A 21,045-nucleotide genomic window follows, 5' to 3' on the forward strand; every position below is an offset into this window, starting at 1 on the left:
CTAACCATCTCTGTTTATATATTTATCATATGGATGTGACATCTTTAGCAGAACTTCTGGGTTTTCTATAATGAACTCTAAAGTATTGAAGCTCGCAGATGGGTTTCTAAGTTCATAAAAGCCAAAACTGTAAAAATGTTCATGAGGTTGAAATTTGCTAGTCGCTACATCTGGATATGTATTAAGGTAATATTCGTCGTCTATCAGAGAGTGTGCTCTTAAGGTACTAAGAACTTCTGAAGAAAATCTTACTTTCTTTTTTTCCTTGCTTAATTTGGTAGAGCGCTCTCTAATATCCTTTACTAACGAACATTGCTTAATTATAAATTTTTCTAAAACCTTTTTTCCCTCTCGAGATTTGGCTGTAAGCTCCAATAGCTCTGATGAAAACTTACTCTCTAGACTTAAATTAAGATTTTCAAGTTCACTTACTTGTTTCTCCAAGCTTTTAACTTTTTTGTTCATCTCATATTTTAAATCACTTTCTCTTTTCAATACTTTTTGCTTTTGTTGCTTTAAGTCAATAGACCTACCAAGAGATTTCTTATAAGCAATTTCCTGTTCATCAAATTTGCATTTAACTAACCTGATACAATCTACTAAACCGAGCTCAGTTGATTCTTCAGTATCAAAACTAGAAACAAAATCTTTGAGATATTTAATACTCTGTATCTGAGTTAGTGAACTTATTTGTAGATCTTTTATTCTTTCTACAAGGTAAGGTATCGTAGTGTTTTGATAGTAGGATGGAGTGCCATAATTATAGGTATCATTTGCGAGTGGTGTAACTTTGCCCCCCAACTCTTGTGAGTAAGTGGGATGTAAATTTAAAACCTTTTGAATAGCCGTTGACTCAGTGGAGTTTATTCCGATACCTAGTTCGTTACTGACTTTGCTTCCTTCAGCAGTGGCGATGTCCAAAACACTTATATCAAAACCGGATTCATGTTGTTGAGATACAATTTTTTTAAGGAGTCTATTGTTTTGCACTATATCTGAAATGTCGACACCCAATTTAAACAGTAAAGGGTCCGGAAGTTTTAAGATGAAATTAGATGTACTGCTATTCATAAAAGAAGCTTTTGAATAATCAAAAACTACTATCTTCAGCCCATTTAAATTTTCGCCAAAAGTGCTGGTCAATGTTGGAAACCGAGAATTTGTCCAAGAGTGAAAAAATTCCTCTTCCTCTTCCAAAATGTATAACATATTTCAAAACCGTCCTAATACTAGCATTGCTAATAGATTACTTTTCCCTGGGTGCGCTTAGACTAGTATACCGCGTTTTACGCTATAGTTTCGATGGTTATTTTCAACGTTTGCTGGTAAAACCTCGTTTCAGTTAGCCTTACATTATCTGAGTAGTATTTATTGCCCTATTGATATCTCATCACTTAATAAACTTAACACTAACCCATCACTAGACTTAGCCTGCGCCCGAACAGAGATACTCGCTTGCTCAACGATTTGCGCCTGTGTTGATTTAGCGGTTTCTGCGGCAAAATCAGTATCAAGGATTTGAGAACGAGCTGCCATTAAGCCTTCATGCATGCGATCGTTCACTTTTAATGCCGACTCCATTTGATTCATTTTTGCGCCGTAAAACGCACGACTCTCGCTAACATACGCTAAGGCATCATCAATTTGCTGTAACGCTACTTCTGCATTTTCAAAGTTGAGTACATCGCTTTCAACCATATTTAGGTCAGATAAACCCACTGGCGTTTTTGCAAGATTAATGTAGTCCGTGCCCTCGCTTAACGAGTTGGTGGCAGTAATATCGACGGGGCCGGCTTCAAAGCTGTTTCCACCACTTCCGGCAGCACCCAACGTATCCCAATCTACTGTGGCATCAAATACACCTTGCCCCACTACTGAAATAATGAGTGGCTCGTTAGTGTTGTCGATGGTTAGGGTTTCTGTTGTTACCCCTGGGTGTTGGTCACCTGAGAAGGTGAATGTTGTTCCGTTGATTGTACCCGAGCCACTGGTGATTAAAGAACTGCCATCATAGCCTGCCGTTGGGGTATAGCCTTCTTGGGTTAAAAATAAAAGGCTTTTAATGTCGCTACCCGAACTAACACCGTTAATACTCCATACATTATCGGAGAGAGGCGTACCGACCAAGTGCCTACCGCTTGTGGTAAAAACTTGAAGATCATCGTCTAGTGAAAAGCTATCAATATTTATAGAGATGTTAGTAGAGCCCGCGGGAATGTAAGCAATGGAACGCAGACCGCTATTTAAGCGTGTTGGGCTACCCTGCACAAAGGTATCACCTATGGATGATACATTATCAGACAACAAGTCGTTATCGCCTAGCAGGGGCAAACGATTAAATGCTTCGGTATTGTAGGCAATGCCATTGAGCGCGTTTTTTAATTGCTGGAATTCTTTATCTAATGCGCGCCTATCAGCATCTGTGTTGATGCCGTTTTGAGACTGCATAGCTAATTGCCGCATACGCTGCAATATATCGGCAGATTCTTGCAGCCCGCCTTCCGCTATTTGCGCGTAACTAATGCCGTCATTCAAGTTACGGCGAAGCTGGTCCTTGGCAATAGACTCTGACGTTAGCCTATTTGATATCTGTAGACCTGCACTGTCGTCTGCAGCGCTATTTATTCTAAGCCCTGAACTTAGCCGTTCATACGCTGTAGACAGCGTTTTACTAAACACAGGGTTTGATGATAGCGACTGCGTGAACGATGAAACGGTTAACATAAACTTCCTTGCTATGAAAAACTGAAATACATAAATTACGAAAAATTAGCAGAGAACAACGTTTTCAATGCACGGTTTGAATACTTACTTGGATTTTTTTGCAAACAACAAGCCAAAGTGATGAATAGATGTTTAAAAAGTAGATTTAATTGCTTGATACAAAAATAATGGGGTCAGAGTAACGACTCTGACCCCATTATTTTTTGGGTACAAAAAAAGGGGCCTGAGTTTTCACTCAGGCCCCTTTTTCTAATCGAGTATTAATTACTCTTCAGTTGCTTCTACTGCTTCTTCTTCAGCTTCTACAACTGGACGGTCAACTAGCTCAACATATGCCATTGGGGCATTGTCGCCAGCACGGAAACCGCATTTAAGAATGCGAGTGTAACCGCCTGGACGAGCTTCGTAACGAGGACCAAGCTCGTTGAATAGTTTACCTACAACCTCTTTGTCACCAGTGCGGGCAAAAGCTAGACGGCGGTTTGCAACGCTGTCTTCTTTAGCCATAGTGATTAGAGGCTCGATTACGCGACGTAATTCTTTCGCTTTTGGTAACGTAGTTTTGATCACTTCGTGCTTGACCAAAGAACCGGCCATGTTTTTGAACATAGCTTGACGATGGCTGCTGTTGCGATTCAACTGACGACCACTCTTACGATGGCGCATAGTTTTATCCTTCTCTACAAATCAGTTTGATAAAAACCTGATTAATCTTTTTCAGCGATGCTCTCTGGCGGCCAGTTTTCTAGGCGCATACCTAGAGAAAGACCACGAGATGCTAGAACATCTTTGATTTCAGTTAGCGATTTCTTACCAAGGTTTGGCGTTTTAAGTAGCTCAACCTCAGTGCGCTGTACCAGGTCACCAATGTACTGGATAGCTTCTGCTTTCAAACAGTTTGCAGAACGTACTGTTAACTCTAGGTCATCTACTGGACGAAGCAGAATCGGATCGAATTCTGGCTTCTCTTCTTTCGCTTCCGGCTCAGATACATCACGTAGATCTACGAATGCATCTAGCTGTTCAGCTAGGATAGTAGCAGAACGGCGGATCGCTTCTTCAGGATCTAAAGTACCGTTCGTCTCCATGTCGATGATTAGTTTGTCTAGGTCTGTGCGTTGTTCAACACGTGCAGACTCTACACTGTAAGCAATACGTTCAACTGGGCTGTATGAAGCGTCTACTAACAAACGACCAATTGGACGATCATCTTCTTCAGAGGAGCGACGGGTAGAAGCTGGTACATAACCACGGCCCATTTCTACTTTAATGCGCATGCTGATTTCAGCTTCGCCAGTTAAAGTACAAATTACATGCTCAGGGTTTGCAATTTCTACGTCGCCATCATGCTGAATATCACCAGCAACAACAGGGCCAGCGCCAGATTTCACTAGAGTTAGGGTTGCCTCAGTTTTACCTTCAAGGCGAACCGCTAAACCTTTAAGATTTAGCAAAATCTCAATTACGTCTTCCTGAACACCTTCTTTGGTGCTGTACTCGTGAAGAACGCCGTCAATTTCTACCTCGGTAACTGCACATCCTGGCATAGATGACAGTAAAATACGACGTAGGGCGTTACCTAGAGTGTGGCCAAAGCCGCGCTCTAGTGGTTCCAAAGTTACTTTGGCACGAGTAGGAGAAACGTTTTCGATCTCAACTAATCTCGGTTTTAGGAATTCAGTCACAGAACCCACAATGCTTCCTCTTTAGTTAGCTTTACTTAGAGTAAAGTTCGACGATCAACTGTTCGTTAATTTCCGCAGACAGGTCAGTTCTTTCAGGAACGCGCTTGAAAGTGCCTTCCATTTTGCTGCTGTCTACTTCAATCCAGGTTGGCTTCTCACGTTGGTCAGCCAGTTCCAAAGCAGCTACGATACGCGCTTGCTTCTTAGCCTTTTCACGAACAGAAACCACGTCTTCGGCAGAAACGTTAAACGATGGGATGTTCACAACTTGACCATTTACCATGATCGCCTTGTGGCTAACTAGCTGACGTGCTTCAGCACGAGTGCTAGCGAAACCCATACGGTAAACTACGTTATCAAGACGCTGTTCTAAAAGCTGTAGCAAGTTTTCACCTGTGTTGCCTTTTAGACGTGCAGCTTCTTTATAGTAGTTGCGGAATTGCTTTTCCAGTACGCCGTACATACGACGAACTTTTTGTTTTTCACGCAGCTGAACACCGTAGTCAGACAGACGGCCACGACGGGCACCGTGCTGACCAGGCGCTGTATCGATTTTACATTTAGAATCGATTGCGCGAACGCCGCTTTTTAGGAACAGGTCAGTTCCTTCGCGACGGCTAAGTTTGAGTTTTGGACCCAAATATCTTGCCATGATCTTTCTCCAACTGTCCGTCGATTAAACGCGACGTTTTTTCGGTGGACGACAACCGTTGTGAGGAATAGGGGTCACATCGGTAATGTTTGTGATCTTATAACCTGTAGCGTTAAGAGCACGGATCGCAGACTCACGGCCTGGACCTGGACCTTTAACGAATACTTCAAGGTTCTTAAGACCGTATTCTTGTGCAGCAACACCTGCACGCTCAGCAGCTACCTGTGCAGCAAATGGGGTAGATTTACGTGAACCACGGAAACCTGAACCACCAGATGTCGCCCATGCTAGTGCATTGCCTGAACGGTCTGTAATAGTCACAATTGTGTTGTTGAAAGACGCATGGATATGAGCCATACCGTCTGCAACCTGACGTTTAGCGCGCTTACGCGTGCTACGAGCTGGTGCTTTAGCCATAACTTACTCCCCGTTTACTTCTTAATTGGCTTACGAGGACCTTTACGGGTACGCGCATTAGTTTTAGTGCGCTGACCACGTAGAGGCAAGCTACGACGGTGGCGAATACCACGGAAGCAACCCAGGTCCATCAAACGTTTGATGCTCATAGAGACTTCACGGCGTAGGTCACCTTCAACGGTGAATTTAGCCACTTCGTCACGAAGCTTATCAATAGTAGCTTCGTCTAGCTCTTTGATTTTTGTATTTTCTGCAACACCAGCACCCGCACAAATGCTTTTCGCACGTGTGGGACCAACGCCATAGATCGCTTGGATAGCGATTACAGCATGCTTGTGCTCAGGAATGTTAATGCCAGCGATACGGGCCATTAACAGCACTCCTCTTGTTTATTTGTCGACGACCTAAAAAGCCCGATAGGATACTTACCCGTCGACTAAATTGCAAATTAAGGTTCAAAATACTTTAAAACAAAACTAGCAGAACCAGACAAGTACTATCTAGGTTCTGCTTACTTAGCTTTGCGAATATCTTGTTCCGCTTAGATTAGCCCTGACGCTGCTTATGCTTTGGGTCAGAACTGCAAATTACACGCACAACACCGTTGCGCTTGATAACTTTACAGTTACGGCAAATCTTTTTTACTGATGCACGAACTTTCATTACATCTTTCCCCTTTCTATCAATATTAAGGGGCTAACTTATCGGCCGTAGCCTTTAAGGTTAGCTTTCTTCAGCACAGACTCATATTGACTAGACATCAAATGTGTCTGTACTTGTGCCATAAAGTCCATGATAACCACTACAATAATTAGAAGCGACGTACCACCGAAGTAGAACGGCACATTCCAAGCAATTAGCATGAATTCAGGCACTAAACAAATAAAGGTTATGTACAGTGCGCCAGCCAGTGTAAGGCGAGTCATTACCTTGTCAATGTATCGTGACGTTTGCTCACCCGGGCGGATGCCTGGGATGAACGCGCCAGACTTCTTCAAGTTATCTGCAGTATCACGCGGGTTGAATACCAACGCCGTGTAGAAGAAGCAGAAGAAGATAATCGCAGCTGCGTATAACATCACGTACAGCGGTTGACCAGGAGATAGCATAAGCGCTACATCTTGCAACCACGCTGTTGATTCATTCTGTCCGAACCATCCTGCGATGGTACCCGGGAACAGAATAATGCTAGAAGCAAAGATTGGTGGAATTACACCAGCAATGTTGACTTTTAGCGGTAAATGGGTGCTTTGCGCAGCAAAAACCTGACGGCCTTGCTGACGTTTTGCGTAGTTTACCACAATTCTGCGCTGTCCGCGCTCTACAAATACAACTAGGTATGTAAGAGCAATAACAATCACGCCAATCAACAGTAGGAACAACAAGTTAATGTCGCCCTGCCTTGCTTGTTCCGCAGTCTGACCTATCGCTGTTGGCAGACCGGCAACAATACCAGCAAAAATCAATATAGAGATACCGTTACCAATACCTCGTTCGGTAATTTGCTCACCCAACCACATAAGGAACATAGTTCCTGTGACTAGGCTCACTACTGCCGTAAAGTAGAATCCGAAGCCAGGGTTTATCACCAATCCATTAATCAGGTTAGGCAAACCAGTCGAAATACCAATTGATTGGAAGATAGCCAATACAAGCGTTAGATAACGCGTGTACTGACTAATTTTACGACGGCCTGCTTCGCCTTCTTTTTTAAGCTCCACCATCGGTGGATGAACCACCGAGAGCAACTGCATAATAATGGATGCAGTAATGTATGGCATAATGCCCAAAGCCAGAACGGATGCACGCTCAAGCGCACCACCAGAGAACATGTTAAACATTTCTACAATGGTGCCTTTTTGTTGCTCGAACAAGTCAGCAAGTACCGCTGGATCGATGCCAGGGATAGGAACATAAGAACCTAGTCTGAATACAACAATCGCACCAAGTACGAACAACAATCTTGCCTTAAGCTCACTCAAGCCGCTTTTAGCGCCTGAATCCAATCCTGGTTTAGCCATCTAGCTTATTCCTCTACTTTACCGCCAGCAGCTTCAATCGCTTCTTTAGCGCCTTTAGTAACCTTTAACCCGCTTACTGTAACAGCGCGTGAAACTTCACCGCTCTTTACAACTTTAACAAACTGGATTTCTTTCTTAACAAGTCCAGCTGCTTTTAAAGTCTCAAGAGACGCAGTATCACCATCAACCTTCGCGATTTCAGCAAGAGTTACTTGATCAGTAACAAAGCTCTTGCGTGAAGTGAAACCGAACTTAGGAAGACGACGCTGGATAGGCATCTGACCACCTTCGAATCCTGGCTTAACACGGCCACCTGAACGGCTTTTTTGACCTTTGTGACCTACGCCACCTGTTTTACCAAGACCTGAGCCAATACCACGACCAGAACGCTTACCAGTAGGCTTTGAACCTTCGGCTGGAGAAATTGTATTTAAACGCATGTCTTACTCCTCCACTATCTCAACCATGTAATATACACGGTTGATCATGCCACGAACGGCTGGGGTATCTTCCAGTTCACGAACATGGTTGATTTTACGAAGGCCTAAACCTTTAAGCGTAGCTTTGTGCTTTGGCAGACGGCCAATTGCACTTTTAGTTTGCTTTACTTTAATCGTTGCCATGTCTGATTACCCCAAAATTTCTTCTACAGACAATCCACGCTTCGCAGCAACTTTCGCCGGGCTGTTCATTTCTGTCAGCGCGTTGATTGTTGCACGTACAACGTTGATTGGGTTTGTAGAGCCGTAACATTTTGAAAGTACGTTTTGTACACCAGCTACTTCAAGTACTGCACGCATCGCACCACCGGCAATAATACCGGTACCTTCAGATGCTGGCTGCATGTAAACTTTAGAGCCAGAGTGACGACCTTTAATCGGGTGCTGTAACGTGTGACCGTTAAGGTCTACGTCAACCATGTTGCGACGTGCCTTTTCCATTGCTTTTTGGATTGCAGCAGGTACTTCACGTGCCTTACCGTAACCAAAACCAACGCGACCGTTACCGTCACCCACTACTGTCAATGCAGTGAAACTAAAGATACGACCACCTTTAACCACTTTAGATACGCGGTTTACGGCGATCAATTTCTCTAGAAATTCACCATTTTGAACGTCTTGTTTAGCCATTATAAACTCCTAGAACTGAAGACCAGCTTCGCGAGCTGCATCAGCTAATGCTTTAACGCGACCGTGGTATTGGAAACCACTACGATCGAAAGCCACTGTTTTAATGCCTTTCTCAAGCGCGCGCTCTGCGATTGCTTTACCGACTACCGTCGCTGCTTCAGCGTTACCTGTAGACTTAAGATCTTTCGCAAGATCTTTCTCAACAGTTGAAGCCGCTGCCAACACTTCAGAACCGCATGGAGCGATTAGCTGAGCGTAGATGTGGCGAGGTGTACGGTTAACTACCAAGCGATGCGCGGCCAGTTCACGAATTTTTGCTCGTGCGCGAGTAGCGCGACGAATGCGAGCTGTTTTCTTATCCATCGTATCACCCACCTACTTTTTCTTAGCTTCTTTACGACGTACGTGTTCGTCAGCGTAACGTACACCTTTACCTTTGTAAGGCTCTGGTGGACGGTAACCACGAATGTTCGCCGCAACCTGACCAACCACCTGCTTATCGGCGCCTTTGACGACGATTTCAGTTTGGCTAGGAGTTTCAACCGTAATGCCTTCTGGCATTTCGTATGCTACAGGGTGAGAGAAACCTAGTGTAAGGTTTAGCTTGTTACCTTGTGCTTGTGCACGGTAACCAACACCTAACAACTGAAGTTTTTTCTCGAAACCTTGTGAAACACCTTGAACCATTGCGTTCAGGATAGAGCGAGCAGTACCTGCTTGTGCCCAGCTGTCAGCGAAACCTTCACGTGGAAGTGCTTTAAGTTGGTTCTCTTCCTGTGCAACTTCTACAGCGTCGTTGAAAACGCGGGTCAAAGTGCCTTTACTACCTTTAACAGTAACTTCTTGACCAGAGATAGAAACTTCTACACCTGATACAACGTCTACTGGGGCTTTTGCTATACGTGACATTTCAACTCCTCCGTTATGCTACATAACCGATGATCTCACCGCCCATGCCAGCGTTACGCGCTGCACGGTCAGTCATCACACCTTTAGAAGTCGACACGATAGCTACGCCTAAACCACCCATAACCTTTGGAAGCTCATCTTTTTTCTTATAGATGCGCAGACCAGGACGGCTCACACGTTCGATAGTGTCAATTACTTGCTTGCCTTCGAAGTACTTAAGCGTAACTTCTAAAACAGGCTTAACGTCACCAGAAGCAGCGAAGTCAGTGATATAACCTTCAGCTTTCAATACTTCACAAATTGCAACGCGAAGTTTTGAAGAAGGCATAGTCACAGAAACTTTCTGTGCCATCTGGCCGTTACGGATGCGGGTAAACATATCCGCGATAGGATCTTGCATGCTCATTATCAGCTACTCCTTACCAGCTGGCTTTCTTAAGGCCAGGGACTTCACCGCGCATCGCTGCTTCGCGAAGCTTAATACGGCTAAGACCGAATTTGCGTAGGTAACCATGTGGACGACCAGTTACACGGCAACGGTTACGTTGACGTGAAGAACTAGAGTCACGTGGCAGTTGTTGTAGCTTCAGAACAGCGTCCCAACGCTCTTCTTCAGAAACGTTAACATCGCTGATAATCGCTTTAAGTGCGGCGCGCTTCTCAGCATACTTAGCTACTAGCTTAGTACGCTTAGCTTCGCGTGCCTTCATTGATTCTTTTGCCATAACCCTACACCCCTACTTTTTGAATGGGAAGTTAAACGCGTCCAGCAGAGCACGTGCTTCGTCATTTGTATTCGCACTGGTAGTGATAGTGATATCCATACCGCGAACCTTATCCACTTTATCGAAATCGATTTCAGGGAAAATGATTTGCTCACGCACGCCCATGCTGTAGTTACCACGTCCGTCGAATGATTTAGGATTCAAACCACGGAAATCGCGAACACGTGGAATAGCGATTGAAATCAAACGCTCTAGGAATTCCCACATACGCTCGCCGCGTAGGGTTACTTTACAGCCAATCGGATAACCTTCACGGATTTTAAAACCCGCTACTGATTTTCTAGCAACTGTAACAACAGGCTTCTGACCGGCGATAGCCGTCATGTCAGCTTGAGCATTCTCAAGTACCTTTTTGTCAGCAACTGCTTCACCTAAACCCATGTTTAGAGTGATTTTTTCAATCCGAGGGACTTGCATGACGCTTTTGTATCCGAACTGCTTAGCAAGTTCAGCTACTACTGTTTCTTTATAGAAATCATGCAGTTTCGCCATCGTACTCTCCAATATAATTAAACAAGTTCGCCGTTAGACTTGAAGAAACGTACTTTCTTCTCGTCTTCGAAACGGAAACCAACGCGATCTGCTTTGCCCGTTGCCGGGTTAACAATCGCAACATTAGAAACGTGAATAGAAGCCTCTTTCTCAACGATGCCACCAGCTACGCCCAGTTGTGGGTTTGGCTTAGTGTGCTTCTTGACAAGATTAACGCCTTCTACAATTACACGGTTATCAGCAATAAGCACTTTAAGGACTTTGCCTTGTTTGCCTTTGTCTTTACCCGCTAATACGACTACTTCATCATCACGACGAATTTTATTAGCCATTATCGTGACTCCTTATAGTACCTCTGGGGCCAATGAGATGATTTTCATGAAGTTTTCACTTCTCAACTCACGGGTAACCGGGCCAAAGATACGCGTACCAATTGGTTGCTTGTTAGCATTAAGCATAACAGCCGCGTTACCGTCAAAACGAATGGTAGAACCATCTGCACGACGAACGCCTTTTCTAGTACGCACCACCACTGCATTCAGTACGTCACCTTTTTTAACTTTACCGCGAGGAATTGCTTCCTTAACAGTAACTTTGATGATGTCACCGATACCTGCATAACGGCGATGCGAGCCACCAAGAACCTTAATACACTGAACCCTGCGAGCGCCGCTGTTGTCTGCAACGTCCAGGTTAGTTTGCATTTGGATCATGTTAGTGCTCCGCTCTTAAAATTAAGACTCTCCCGAGTCGTTAGTGCTGCTAAAAACAACTGGATGTCGTTGCTTTTATGTACATACCCCCATAAAAAGGGCGCGAAATAATAACAGAAAAGATTTAGAAGTGATAGCGGTAAATTGAATTATTTTTAAACTATGTGTGCAATAAAAAAGCCCCGACTAAAAGCCGGGGCTGATAACCACGTCATAGGTTATCAAGCAGGATCTTTTAGCGCTGAAACGTTGTTTACGAACTGCATACTCAAATGCCTAAAAACACATTCTTTTAAACGACTTACACCGACAGGTTTTGATATGAAGTCGTTCATTCCAGAATTCAAGCACTTTTCTTTATCTCTCGTTAACGCGTTAGCGGTTAACGCAATAATTGGAAGCGTTGAACTTTGATGGTCTAGTTTTCTAATATGTTTGGTCGCTTCTAAACCATCCATAATAGGCATATGACAGTCCATAAGGATAATAGCGTAAGGTGACTTTTCTGCAATTGAGCGCTTCACTTTCTCTAACGCGTCTTCTCCATTAACGGCTAAATCACTTACCAATCCTATTTCTCTTAACTGCTCTTTAATGACCAGTTGGTTAATCTCATTATCTTCAACGATAAGCGCTTTTAGCGTGCTTAATTCCTGTTTACTTGGGGTATAGACTGCATTTAGCGCAGACCTTTTCTCTGCCATCGCTCCCGCATTAGCGTCGTCAAGTGTTAGTGTTGCGGTGAAGCGCGCACCTATACCTAGTTCGCTACTTACTTCAATTTTGCCGTCGTAATGTTCAACGATTTGTTTAACAATGGACAGCCCTAAACCTGTACCGCCAAAAAGACGCTCCGACGAGCTCTCAGCTTGCATGAAAGGAGTGAAAATTATTTTTTGTTGCTGCGCGCTAATACCGATGCCAGTATCAGTCACTATAAGCTTCACACGATATCGGCCTCGCCCATATCGCGTACATTTTGTTTCAAGCGTCACTTCCCCCTTTTTTGTAAACTTGAATGCATTGTTAAGAAGATTAATCAGAACTTGCCCCACTCTCAGCTTGTCTGCAAGAAAGGTCATGCCCTTAACCGAAGCTATATTCGTGCTAAATTCCACCCCTTTTTCTTCAGCAAGCCTTAAAAACATGGGTATTTGCTCTTCGATGGTTTCGGAAAGGCTAGTTGGGGCTTCTTCGAAAGATATCTCACCAGAATCGAACTTAGAAAAGTCTAGAATCCCGTTCACAATATTGAGCAAAGCCTCTGCGCTTTGGGATGCAATTGAGGCCAACTCCATCTGTTTCGCATTAAGTGGCGTTGCTAACAATGCTTCTAACATTCCCTGAACTCCGTGAATAGGCGTTCGAATTTCATGACTCATATTGGCCAAAAAATCGCTTCGGGCTTTTAACGCACTCTCTGCCAGTTCACTTTTATGGCGAAGTACTGCTTTGTCTATTTGCATTTGCGTGATATCAACAGTAGCGCCAATCACTTTTACACAACGTCCATTCTCCATTATTGGATGGGCTCTACTTTCGAGCCATCTAGGCTCTCCAGCGTCGGTTTTCACTTTAACCTCGTAAGCAAAGTCTTGACCTGTTTTTATCATTTTCTGAAACTGATTAACGTAATTTTTTTTCTGTTCTTCACTAACAATAAAATTGACGATTTCCTCTGGCTTTAATACGCGTTCGCTGTGTACATGCAGCATTCGTTTTAATGCACCTGACCACACTATCGAGCCGCTATCTACATTCAGTTCCCAAGTACCCACACCGGCTAAATTTGTAATTTGGTTAAGTAAAGAGTTTCGCTCTTCTAGAACAACTTTTTGCGCATTCAAATTACTGAGTGCTTGCTGACGCTCCAGTTCGTTACCAATCCATGAGGCTAGAAGTAGAAGGTAATCGGTTTCTAGCGCGCTAAATGCCTCTTCTCTTGGAGAGAGCGAAGAAAAGTTAACCGTGCCATAAAACTCGCCAAACACATGTATAGGAGCAGCGAGATAGCTTTTAAGCGTATATTTTTCAAAACAGGGGTGGGAAGCGCCGGGTTGAATATCGATATTATGGTACGCAACCACTGAGCCAGCACTTGCCACATCTGCACAATAGGTATCACAGAGGGAAAACTTGGCGTCTTCAGGTATGCTATCGCCCGGCGTAACCACACTTTGAACGTTGTACTGGTCGCCTCGAATATTACTCACAATCCCTGTTTCTAAGCGTAGAATCTCTGTGCCGATACGCAGCAAGTTCTCTAATTTTTCATCTAACAGCATAGCCCTGTCGTTAGATATTGTTTGTAGGTCTTGAATAATACTCATGAGGATTGTCGCCCTCCAGGACTGCAAATAAAAAAGGCCAATATTGTTAACATTGACCTTTTAAATTTATGAGATATTTCAAGAGATGAAAGTTTTACCCCTCATCAATTAGTATAATAAACCGACTAACCTATTAATAAAGCACGCTAATTTTATATCCTGTTGGCGTGTCTGCTGGCTCTACAGTAACGATGTAGTTTTCTTCTTCGATAAAACCAAATAAAGCCGTTCTATCTAAAAGCACTTGTTCTTCGTTACTATCTTCGTAAACCGCAATCACCTCATAGTAATCTGAAGGCAATACTTCGCTAGTGCTTTCAGCAAACTCTAGATTTTGAACATCGTACTCAGCAGTATCGATGGTTTCGTCGTTTCTCACTAAGTAGAAATCTACGTCATCAAAATCGCTGACTAGGTTTATAAAATTAACGGTTTTATCGTATGCCTGAGGCAAACCACTTTCTACAAAGGTTGCTGCACCTAATTTGTTGCCGGTGTTATAGATAAGGATAGCCTTACTTTCACCTTGGTTAAGGGTAATCAGCTTATTGCTAAGTGATGCTACTGTACCTGAAGGATCGGTAACCGTAACGCGATAGTCACCATAGCGAATGGTGCTAAATTCAGATAGCTCACCCGCCGCAAGCGAAAAGCTCACGTCTTCTTCGTCAGTGTTGCCACCAAATGTTACCTGCAACTCTGCATCTAGGTTCGTCGAATTATAGATACGATATTGTGAGTCAGCTTCAACGTCGGTTAACGCTGTTACTGTTGAAGAGTTTAATACTGTGTCAACTACCAGCCCTTCTTGAATTGCACCACTTACGTCACGAAGGGTCATCAGATACTCAGTTTCGTACACAAAATCGAGGGTTTGCGATTCGAATACCACTTCGTCACTACCAGGTTCGGTAAGGTAAATAGTGTATTCCCCTTCATCGAAGTATTCACTGTCGTCATCAGCGTCCCAGTACTCTAGCTCTGCCATGTCGCCAGTTGTTACCGTGCCGAGGAAATTAGCTGCCTCAAATGGGTCACCTGATTCACTCATATAAAAATCATACGATGAATCATCTGCGGCCACAGAGAGCGCAAACAAACGAAAATGGTCCTCAAGTGTTTCACGCTCATACGAGTAAGTAGTAAAAGTTGGGTTGCTAAAATCACCGCTCATAACAACGATGGTTTTATAGCCATTTTTTAAATTCACCGTAATTTCGTCAATGTAAACTTCTTGGTCGTCAGAATCGGTACGAATGAACTCTAGCTCGTATTCGTCTTCATCCATAGAGTACATAGATGTTGCGTCACCAAACTGAGCTGAACCAAAGCTATCTCCATCAACCTCTCGCATTTCTACATTCGCGCCGTTAGGAGAAGCGTTATAAAACTGTATGTACGCATAAGTGTAATCTGAGCTACTGCTGTCTGAGCCGCCACATGCGGTAAGCCCTAGCAGCGCCACAAGTCCTATTGCCGCTGCACGGAACCATGTTCCACTGCGCAAAGAGTGAGAGGTCAATTGCATAAATTGGATGTCCTTTGAAGTTGTTCTTTGTTGGTTTAAGACTGCGTTAACGCAAAGAGGCACATGTAACAAGTGCTTATATTTGCACGCACAATACAGCGATATGGCTGTCTTAAAAGAGCTTGGTTCAGGGCTTTACACTATCTTTGCAAACCTGACCTTTCTTTATGAATATTGACGGTTTGTTGTAGTAACTTCTTTATTCAAAAAGGCTATTCGAGGTGTGTAATGGGCATAAAAAAAGCCTGCTGAGCAGCAGGCTTGAATGTGTCTTGGGAGACGGGGTTATCTACTCATAGGAGTAAGATAGCGTTACGCCGCTATATGACGAATACGCGCGAATACCGATGTGCCAAGTACCTGATGCTGGCGCATCAAATGTACATACTTCGCTGTTACCATTTTGGTATGGACGGCAATCATAGCTGTTGGTTTCTGGCTGTGAGCCGAACTTCACATAAAGGTCAGCGTCACCTGAGCCACCAGAAGTGCGAATAGTCATTTGCGATACACCTTCTGGAATAGTCCATGTGTAACGATCCCAGTTTCTACGTGTACCTGAAAGGCCTGTTAGTTGACCTGATACTGGCTCTACACCCGGCTCAGAACCACCACCGCCACCCGTGCCGCTTCCGTCACAGCCATTAGTGTTAAGATAGTTATATGCATCAGCCAGCTGCATCAATCCATGACCATAGAAGTTATCGCGCCCCGCACTGCCTTTATCTTCAGCTGTTGCATTAAGTGCGCTACGAATTTGATTGTTTGAACACTGCGGGAAGTAGCTCCATACCAATGCTGCACCACCTGCCACGTGTGGTGTTGCCATAGACGTACCACTTAAAGATGCATAAGTATTGGTTGGATAGGTAGACTGTACAGCACTGCCAGGCGCGGCGATTTCAACCTGATCGTTATACTGGCTGTAGCTTGCACGGTTCTCATTTGAGTCTACCGCCGCAACCGACATTACAGCATCATATGAGGCTGGGTAAGATTTTGCACTGTTACCATCGTTACCTGCAGCTGCAACTAACAACATGCCTGCGTCAGTAAAGCTCTGCATAGCGTTGCGCTCCGTAGTTGACGAACTGCCGCCACCTAAGCTCATGTTTACAACATTAGAGCCAGCATCCTGACACTGAGTGATAGCATCGATAAGGTCAGACGCGTACGTCCATTGGCCATTGTCGTTAAAGATTTTAACGATATGCATATCTACACCTGGATATACACCCACCACACCTTCATTGTTATCGTATGCGGCAATCGTTCCTGCTACGTGTGTGCCGTGGCCATTGCCGTCGTTATACCAGTTACCAACAGCACTGTTATTTGCTTGTCCTGTAACACCGTCGTTTGTACCAGGAAGGTCTGGGTGACCTAGGTTGTAACCCGTATCAATGATACAAACCTTGCGAGCTGTAGTATCTGACTGACCAAACTGATTCGCTTGGACCATGGTGTAGCCGTATGGCGTAGTTTGCGCCATAGGTTTACGACGAACGTCCACTTCAATACTTTCTACATTAGGGTTTTTACGAAGCTTGTTTAGTGCAGACTTGCTCATGGTAGCCGCTACCATTTTATGCTTCTTAAGCTCTTTCTTGATAGAGCCACCCGCTTTTCTTACTTCAGACTTAGCTGACGCTATATCAAAAGATTTTTTACCCTTTGATTTAGCACTTGCGATTTGACCTTTACCTTTTAACGCACTTACTTCCACTGTTTCAGTGGTCATTTCATCTTTGAATTTGATGATATAGCGCTCTTGTTCAGTAGTAACAAGACGGTCAACAGTCAATCGCTTACCTATTGCTTGTTTTAAGGTTTGAGGCTTTTCCTTAACTTTTACCAGACCTTCGCCCGCTGCCATTGCAGAATTACCCATTAAGCCAAGTGATACAGCTAGAGCAGCTGCTGTTAGACATGTGTGTTTCTTATTTAATTTCGAGTTCAAAATTTATTTCCTGTTTTATCTGTCTTATTAACTTCAGCACTGTTTTCGTCCGTGCTTTTGAAGCTATTTGTTATTAAATGACATACAGGTATAACCATTACCTCATACGAAAAGCTCATCCATGACAACCGACGCAACTGCGTTGCAACGACCTACCCGTTTGTCAGGTTTGTAGATAACCAAGAATAAAGAGGTTAGCTACAGAGCTCATATTAGGCGGCTAATCAAGTAGTTGAGTATGTTGCCTTAACCCTGGTAAGTATTTTTTATACCATTAAAAATACTTTTAAAAACACCACACTCCATGAAAAGCGCGCCAAATGTGTTCTACGAGCCCATTCATATTAGGAATAAAATTTTATAATTAACATTTATCTTACATTTTCAAGTGTAACAAAATGTTAAAACACTTATAAATTTAGCTAAAAAAAGCGTGTGACCCTCTCGGATCACACGCTTTATCAAAATACTATTGAATTGACGTTGAGAAATTCTTAGCGTTAATGGCTACGTTATAGTCCGCGCTGCCTTACAATTTCGTACAAACATACACCTGTAGCAACCGACACGTTTAAACTTGTCACGCTGCCAGCCATAGGGAGCTTCACCAACTCATCACACGTTTCTTTGGTAAGCCTGCGCATGCCCTTACCTTCAGCTCCCATTACTAATGCAGTTGGGCCTTTCAGGTCTACATCATAAAGGGTTTTATCAGTTTCACCGGCTGTACCGACAATCCAAAGGCCTTTATCTTGGAGATGCTTCAAGGTTCTGGCCAGGTTAGTGATTTGAATAAGTGGAACCACTTCAGCTGCACCACAGGCCACCTTTCTTACTGTGCCGTTTAAGCTTGCTGATTTATCCTTCGGCACTACTACCGCGTGCACCCCTGCTCCATCCGCAGTACGCAAACACGCCCCTAGATTATGCGGGTCGGTCACACCGTCTAGCACCAAAATTAGAGGCTGCGCTTCGCTTTCTAATATTTTGTCCAAATCGGCTTCATCTAGCACCCGAGCGGGTTTCGCTCTTGCTACCACGCCTTGGTGTTGCTCACCGCTCACTTTGTCATCGAGTGCTTTGCGCTGACAAAACTGTACTGAAATACCGAAACGACGTGCTTGGTTAACAATGTTGGTTAGGCGCTCGTCATTGCGACCTTTTAACACTAACACTTCCATTACACGCTCGGGCTCTTTTTCAAGTACCGACTGCATGGCATGTAAACCGTATAACCATTCTTGCTGCGCCATTTAACGCTTACCTCTTTTATTCAATGACAGTGTTTTGCCGCTGCTACCGCCTTTTGCGCTGCCGCGACTTGACGATTTTCCACCACTACGACTAGACGAGCTTGAGCCACCTTTGCCTTTACTCCCTTTCTTATCAGAACGCGAGTTTTTGTCAGTGCGTGGTTTGTTATCAAAGCGAGTCGGAGTTCCTGAAGCCTTCTTAGCAGTCTTCACTTTTACCTTCTTGCCCTTGGTGCCGCGCAGCATAGACTTATCGAGTAATAAATCAATCTTTCTTTCATCAAGGTTTACGGCCGCAACGGTCACTTCTACCGTATCGCCCAGTCTAAACTGTCGATGACCCGACTCGCCTACCAATGCCTGTTTTACATCGTCATAGTGATAATAGTCATCATCTAGCGATGTTATATGTACCAAGCCGTCGATGTGGTATTCGGTAAGGCGAACAAATAATCCAAAGTTAGTCACCGAACTAACCACACCTTCAAACGTGTCGCCGACGTGGTCAAGCATAAACTCGCACTTAAGCCAGTCAGCCACGTCACGGGTGGCATCATCGGCGCGGCGCTCTGTCATTGAACACTGTTCGCCTAACTGTTCAATTTCTTCAACAGTGTAATTTTTCGCGCCACTCACCGCTTTCTTGCCTTGCTGCTTGGCAATAATGCCTTTTAGCGCACGGTGAACGACCAAGTCTGGATAGCGACGGATAGGTGACGTGAAGTGCGCGTAAGCTTCTAGCGCCAAACCAAAGTGACCTACGTTGTCACCGTCGTAAACCGCTTGCTTCATTGAGCGCAGCAGCATGGTTTGAATAAGCTCTTCGTCTACCCGACCGCGGGTTTTAAGTACCACATCGGTAAATGCAGCGGGCTCTGCATCTTCTACAATGGCGTGAGGGATACCAATTTCACTTAAGTAACTGGTAAATGCGGTAAGCCTGTCGGCGTCTGGTTTGTCGTGCACACGGTATAGCGCAGGCGCCTCATGCTTTTCAAGCATAAGAGCCGCACTCACGTTTGCCATGATCATGCACTCTTCAATAAGCTTGTGTGCGTCGTTACGCACCAGCGGCACAATATTTTCAATCTTGCGCTGGGCGTTGAATACAAATTTGACTTCTTGGGTTTCAAACTCAATCGCCCCACGCTTGGCACGGGCTTTTTTGAGCGCACGGTACAAGTCGTGAAGATTACGTAAATGAGGTACATGAGGCTCGTAACGCTGATGAAGTTCTTTATCACCTTGCAGGATATTCCAAACTTTGGTGTAGGTTAGACGTGCATGTGAATTCATTACCGCTTCGTAAAACTGGAATTCTTCTAATTTACCATTCGCGCTGATGGTCATTTCACACACCATGCAAAGTCGGTCGACTTCAGGGTTTAGTGAACACAAGCCGTTTGAAAGGACTTCTGGCAACATAGGAATAACTTGGTCGGGGAAATACACCGAGTTACCGCGCTGCTGTGCTTCATCGTCTAGGGCTGAGCCTGTTCTTACGTAGTGACTTACATCGGCTATGGCTACCCACAGCTGCCAGCCGCCGTCGTCAAGCGGTTCGCAATATACCGCGTCATCGAAGTCGCGAGCGTCTTCACCATCAATGGTTACCAGCGGAAGTTGGCGCAAGTCGATGCGGCCCTCTTTGGCTTCATCAGGCACCTGATCGGTAAGCTTTTCCACTTGCTTGGTTACGCCATTTGGCCACTGGTGCGGAATATCAAACGTGCGAAGTGCCATTTCTATTTCCATACCTGGCGCCATATGCTCACCAAGTACTTCAACAATCTTGCCCACCGGACTCATTTTACGGCGTGGACGCTGGGTAAGCTCTACCACAACCACCTGCCCCATTCGAGCACCGTGTGTGCTTTCTGGTGGAATGACAATTTCGTGCTGCAACCGGCTGTCATCTGGCACAACCATGCCAAAACCTTGTTCAACAAAGTAGCGGCCAACAATCGGCTCGCTGCGTGGCTCAATGACTTGCGTAACAAACGCTTCTTTTCTTCCACGGCGATCGGTTCCGCTAATGCGGGCTTCTACCACATCGTCGTGAAGGAACAGGTTCATTTGCCCAGCACTGATAAATAAATCACCGCTTTTATCTTCAGGACGCAAAAAGCCGTAGCCATCTCGGTGACCAATAATTCTGCCTTTAATGAGTTCATCACGGTTTTGGAGAATGTATTTTTTCTGCTTGGTAAATTGCACCTGACCTTCGCGCTCCATGGCACGTAGTCGGCGCTGAATTCCAATTCGCGCTTCTTCGTCGAAGGCGTTCACCAAGTTACAGATATCAAGAAACGACAACGGCTTGTCGTGCTCTTTTAATAAACTCATTAAATATTCGCGGCTGGCTACCGGATTTTCGTACTTCTCTTTCTCGCGCTGATAATGCGGATCATCACTCATGTATTTTAAATTTACCTTTCGTATTTTG

24 protein-coding genes are annotated in these 21,045 nt (G+C 44.4%); all 24 read right to left on the reverse strand.

Annotated elements, in window-relative coordinates:
• The gene (locus AC27KT_RS16870) at positions 1-1,209 is read right to left on the reverse strand and encodes a hypothetical protein (RefSeq protein ID WP_487131904.1); all 1,209 of its coding nucleotides are present in this window, start codon (positions 1,207-1,209) and stop codon (positions 1-3) included.
• Between the two features lie 159 nt (positions 1,210-1,368).
• The gene (locus tag AC27KT_RS16875) at positions 1,369-2,724 is read right to left on the reverse strand and encodes a flagellin N-terminal helical domain-containing protein (protein ID WP_487131906.1); all 1,356 of its coding nucleotides are present in this window, start codon (positions 2,722-2,724) and stop codon (positions 1,369-1,371) included.
• A 264-nt stretch (positions 2,725-2,988) separates the two neighbouring features.
• Complete coding sequence (rplQ, locus tag AC27KT_RS16880; protein ID WP_012519212.1) at positions 2,989-3,390, reverse strand: 50S ribosomal protein L17; 402 nt, start codon at positions 3,388-3,390, stop codon at positions 2,989-2,991.
• Between the two features lie 41 nt (positions 3,391-3,431).
• Positions 3,432-4,421, reverse strand: a complete 990-nt coding sequence (locus tag AC27KT_RS16885) for a DNA-directed RNA polymerase subunit alpha (protein WP_039217818.1) — start codon at positions 4,419-4,421, stop codon at positions 3,432-3,434.
• Between the two features lie 19 nt (positions 4,422-4,440).
• The gene (gene rpsD / locus AC27KT_RS16890) at positions 4,441-5,061 is read right to left on the reverse strand and encodes a 30S ribosomal protein S4 (RefSeq protein ID WP_012519214.1); all 621 of its coding nucleotides are present in this window, start codon (positions 5,059-5,061) and stop codon (positions 4,441-4,443) included.
• A gap of 24 nt (positions 5,062-5,085) precedes the next feature.
• Positions 5,086-5,478, reverse strand: a complete 393-nt coding sequence (gene rpsK, locus AC27KT_RS16895; RefSeq protein WP_012519215.1) for a 30S ribosomal protein S11 — start codon at positions 5,476-5,478, stop codon at positions 5,086-5,088.
• Positions 5,479-5,492: 14 nt separating this feature from the next.
• Positions 5,493-5,849 (reverse strand): 30S ribosomal protein S13, encoded by a 357-nt coding sequence (gene rpsM, locus AC27KT_RS16900; RefSeq protein WP_012519216.1) that lies wholly within the window; start codon positions 5,847-5,849, stop codon positions 5,493-5,495.
• A gap of 175 nt (positions 5,850-6,024) precedes the next feature.
• Positions 6,025-6,141 carry a 50S ribosomal protein L36 gene (rpmJ, locus tag AC27KT_RS16905; protein ID WP_012519217.1) on the reverse strand — a complete coding sequence of 39 codons (117 nt, stop codon included), beginning with the start codon at positions 6,139-6,141 and terminating at the stop codon, positions 6,025-6,027.
• Between the two features lie 38 nt (positions 6,142-6,179).
• Positions 6,180-7,499 carry a preprotein translocase subunit SecY gene (gene secY, locus AC27KT_RS16910; protein ID WP_014977524.1) on the reverse strand — a complete coding sequence of 440 codons (1,320 nt, stop codon included), beginning with the start codon at positions 7,497-7,499 and terminating at the stop codon, positions 6,180-6,182.
• Positions 7,500-7,504: 5 nt separating this feature from the next.
• Positions 7,505-7,939: a 50S ribosomal protein L15 gene (rplO, locus tag AC27KT_RS16915; RefSeq protein ID WP_012519219.1), complete on the reverse strand. Its 435-nt coding sequence runs from the start codon at positions 7,937-7,939 to the stop codon at positions 7,505-7,507.
• Positions 7,940-7,942: 3 nt separating this feature from the next.
• Positions 7,943-8,122 (reverse strand): 50S ribosomal protein L30, encoded by a 180-nt coding sequence (rpmD, locus tag AC27KT_RS16920; RefSeq protein WP_014950907.1) that lies wholly within the window; start codon positions 8,120-8,122, stop codon positions 7,943-7,945.
• A 6-nt stretch (positions 8,123-8,128) separates the two neighbouring features.
• Positions 8,129-8,629, reverse strand: coding sequence for a 30S ribosomal protein S5 (rpsE, locus tag AC27KT_RS16925; protein ID WP_012519221.1), 501 nt, complete (start codon positions 8,627-8,629; stop codon positions 8,129-8,131).
• A 9-nt stretch (positions 8,630-8,638) separates the two neighbouring features.
• Entirely contained in the window at positions 8,639-8,992 is a 354-nt protein-coding gene (rplR, locus tag AC27KT_RS16930; protein ID WP_014950908.1) for a 50S ribosomal protein L18, read from the reverse strand.
• Positions 8,993-9,004: 12 nt separating this feature from the next.
• Positions 9,005-9,538, reverse strand: coding sequence for a 50S ribosomal protein L6 (gene rplF, locus AC27KT_RS16935; protein ID WP_487131911.1), 534 nt, complete (start codon positions 9,536-9,538; stop codon positions 9,005-9,007).
• Between the two features lie 13 nt (positions 9,539-9,551).
• A complete protein-coding gene (gene rpsH / locus AC27KT_RS16940) occupies positions 9,552-9,944 on the reverse strand; it encodes a 30S ribosomal protein S8 (protein ID WP_012519224.1) in 393 nt (130 codons plus the stop codon).
• Positions 9,945-9,957: 13 nt separating this feature from the next.
• On the reverse strand, positions 9,958-10,263 hold the full coding sequence (gene rpsN / locus AC27KT_RS16945; RefSeq protein ID WP_012519225.1) for a 30S ribosomal protein S14: 306 nt from the start codon (positions 10,261-10,263) through the stop codon (positions 9,958-9,960).
• Between the two features lie 12 nt (positions 10,264-10,275).
• A complete protein-coding gene (gene rplE / locus AC27KT_RS16950) occupies positions 10,276-10,815 on the reverse strand; it encodes a 50S ribosomal protein L5 (protein WP_012519226.1) in 540 nt (179 codons plus the stop codon).
• A gap of 17 nt (positions 10,816-10,832) precedes the next feature.
• Complete coding sequence (gene rplX / locus AC27KT_RS16955; RefSeq protein ID WP_014950912.1) at positions 10,833-11,147, reverse strand: 50S ribosomal protein L24; 315 nt, start codon at positions 11,145-11,147, stop codon at positions 10,833-10,835.
• 12 nt (positions 11,148-11,159) lie between these two features.
• Positions 11,160-11,528, reverse strand: a complete 369-nt coding sequence (gene rplN / locus AC27KT_RS16960; RefSeq protein WP_012519228.1) for a 50S ribosomal protein L14 — start codon at positions 11,526-11,528, stop codon at positions 11,160-11,162.
• Positions 11,529-11,749: 221 nt separating this feature from the next.
• Complete coding sequence (locus AC27KT_RS16965) at positions 11,750-13,858, reverse strand: GAF domain-containing hybrid sensor histidine kinase/response regulator (protein WP_487131916.1); 2,109 nt, start codon at positions 13,856-13,858, stop codon at positions 11,750-11,752.
• Between the two features lie 133 nt (positions 13,859-13,991).
• On the reverse strand, positions 13,992-15,386 hold the full coding sequence (locus tag AC27KT_RS16970) for a DUF4397 domain-containing protein (protein ID WP_487131918.1): 1,395 nt from the start codon (positions 15,384-15,386) through the stop codon (positions 13,992-13,994).
• Positions 15,387-15,675: 289 nt separating this feature from the next.
• Positions 15,676-17,346 (reverse strand): S8 family serine peptidase, encoded by a 1,671-nt coding sequence (locus tag AC27KT_RS16975; protein ID WP_487131920.1) that lies wholly within the window; start codon positions 17,344-17,346, stop codon positions 15,676-15,678.
• 512 nt (positions 17,347-17,858) lie between these two features.
• Positions 17,859-18,599, reverse strand: a complete 741-nt coding sequence (rlmB, locus tag AC27KT_RS16980) for a 23S rRNA (guanosine(2251)-2'-O)-methyltransferase RlmB (RefSeq protein ID WP_136783359.1) — start codon at positions 18,597-18,599, stop codon at positions 17,859-17,861.
• Positions 18,600-21,017: a ribonuclease R gene (gene rnr, locus AC27KT_RS16985; RefSeq protein WP_487131922.1), complete on the reverse strand. Its 2,418-nt coding sequence runs from the start codon at positions 21,015-21,017 to the stop codon at positions 18,600-18,602.
• Positions 21,018-21,045 lie beyond the last annotated feature (28 nt).

The organism is Alteromonas sp. 5NW40-0090, assembly GCF_057552975.1.

Excerpts from the sequence above, each read along its gene's own strand:
- AC27KT_RS16870 (WP_487131904.1), bottom strand. The coding sequence starts at position 1,209 with ATGTTATACATTTTGGAAGAGGAAGAGGAATTTTTTCACTCTTGGACA.
- AC27KT_RS16875 (WP_487131906.1), bottom strand. The coding sequence starts at position 2,724 with ATGTTAACCGTTTCATCGTTCACGCAGTCGCTATCATCAAACCCTGTG.
- rplQ (WP_012519212.1), bottom strand. The coding sequence starts at position 3,390 with ATGCGCCATCGTAAGAGTGGTCGTCAGTTGAATCGCAACAGCAGCCAT.
- rpsD (WP_012519214.1), bottom strand. The coding sequence starts at position 5,061 with ATGGCAAGATATTTGGGTCCAAAACTCAAACTTAGCCGTCGCGAAGGA.
- rpsK (WP_012519215.1), bottom strand. The coding sequence starts at position 5,478 with ATGGCTAAAGCACCAGCTCGTAGCACGCGTAAGCGCGCTAAACGTCAG.
- rpsM (WP_012519216.1), bottom strand. The coding sequence starts at position 5,849 with ATGGCCCGTATCGCTGGCATTAACATTCCTGAGCACAAGCATGCTGTA.
- rpmJ (WP_012519217.1), bottom strand. The coding sequence starts at position 6,141 with ATGAAAGTTCGTGCATCAGTAAAAAAGATTTGCCGTAACTGTAAAGTT.
- secY (WP_014977524.1), bottom strand. The coding sequence starts at position 7,499 with ATGGCTAAACCAGGATTGGATTCAGGCGCTAAAAGCGGCTTGAGTGAG.
- rplO (WP_012519219.1), bottom strand. The coding sequence starts at position 7,939 with ATGCGTTTAAATACAATTTCTCCAGCCGAAGGTTCAAAGCCTACTGGT.
- rpmD (WP_014950907.1), bottom strand. The coding sequence starts at position 8,122 with ATGGCAACGATTAAAGTAAAGCAAACTAAAAGTGCAATTGGCCGTCTG.
- rpsE (WP_012519221.1), bottom strand. The coding sequence starts at position 8,629 with ATGGCTAAACAAGACGTTCAAAATGGTGAATTTCTAGAGAAATTGATC.
- rplR (WP_014950908.1), bottom strand. The coding sequence starts at position 8,992 with ATGGATAAGAAAACAGCTCGCATTCGTCGCGCTACTCGCGCACGAGCA.
- rplF (WP_487131911.1), bottom strand. The coding sequence starts at position 9,538 with ATGTCACGTATAGCAAAAGCCCCAGTAGACGTTGTATCAGGTGTAGAA.
- rpsH (WP_012519224.1), bottom strand. The coding sequence starts at position 9,944 with ATGAGCATGCAAGATCCTATCGCGGATATGTTTACCCGCATCCGTAAC.
- rpsN (WP_012519225.1), bottom strand. The coding sequence starts at position 10,263 with ATGGCAAAAGAATCAATGAAGGCACGCGAAGCTAAGCGTACTAAGCTA.
- rplE (WP_012519226.1), bottom strand. The coding sequence starts at position 10,815 with ATGGCGAAACTGCATGATTTCTATAAAGAAACAGTAGTAGCTGAACTT.
- rplX (WP_014950912.1), bottom strand. The coding sequence starts at position 11,147 with ATGGCTAATAAAATTCGTCGTGATGATGAAGTAGTCGTATTAGCGGGT.
- rplN (WP_012519228.1), bottom strand. The coding sequence starts at position 11,528 with ATGATCCAAATGCAAACTAACCTGGACGTTGCAGACAACAGCGGCGCT.
- AC27KT_RS16965 (WP_487131916.1), bottom strand. The coding sequence starts at position 13,858 with ATGAGTATTATTCAAGACCTACAAACAATATCTAACGACAGGGCTATG.
- AC27KT_RS16970 (WP_487131918.1), bottom strand. The coding sequence starts at position 15,386 with ATGCAATTGACCTCTCACTCTTTGCGCAGTGGAACATGGTTCCGTGCA.
- rlmB (WP_136783359.1), bottom strand. The coding sequence starts at position 18,599 with ATGGCGCAGCAAGAATGGTTATACGGTTTACATGCCATGCAGTCGGTA.
- rnr (WP_487131922.1), bottom strand. The coding sequence starts at position 21,017 with ATGAGTGATGATCCGCATTATCAGCGCGAGAAAGAGAAGTACGAAAAT.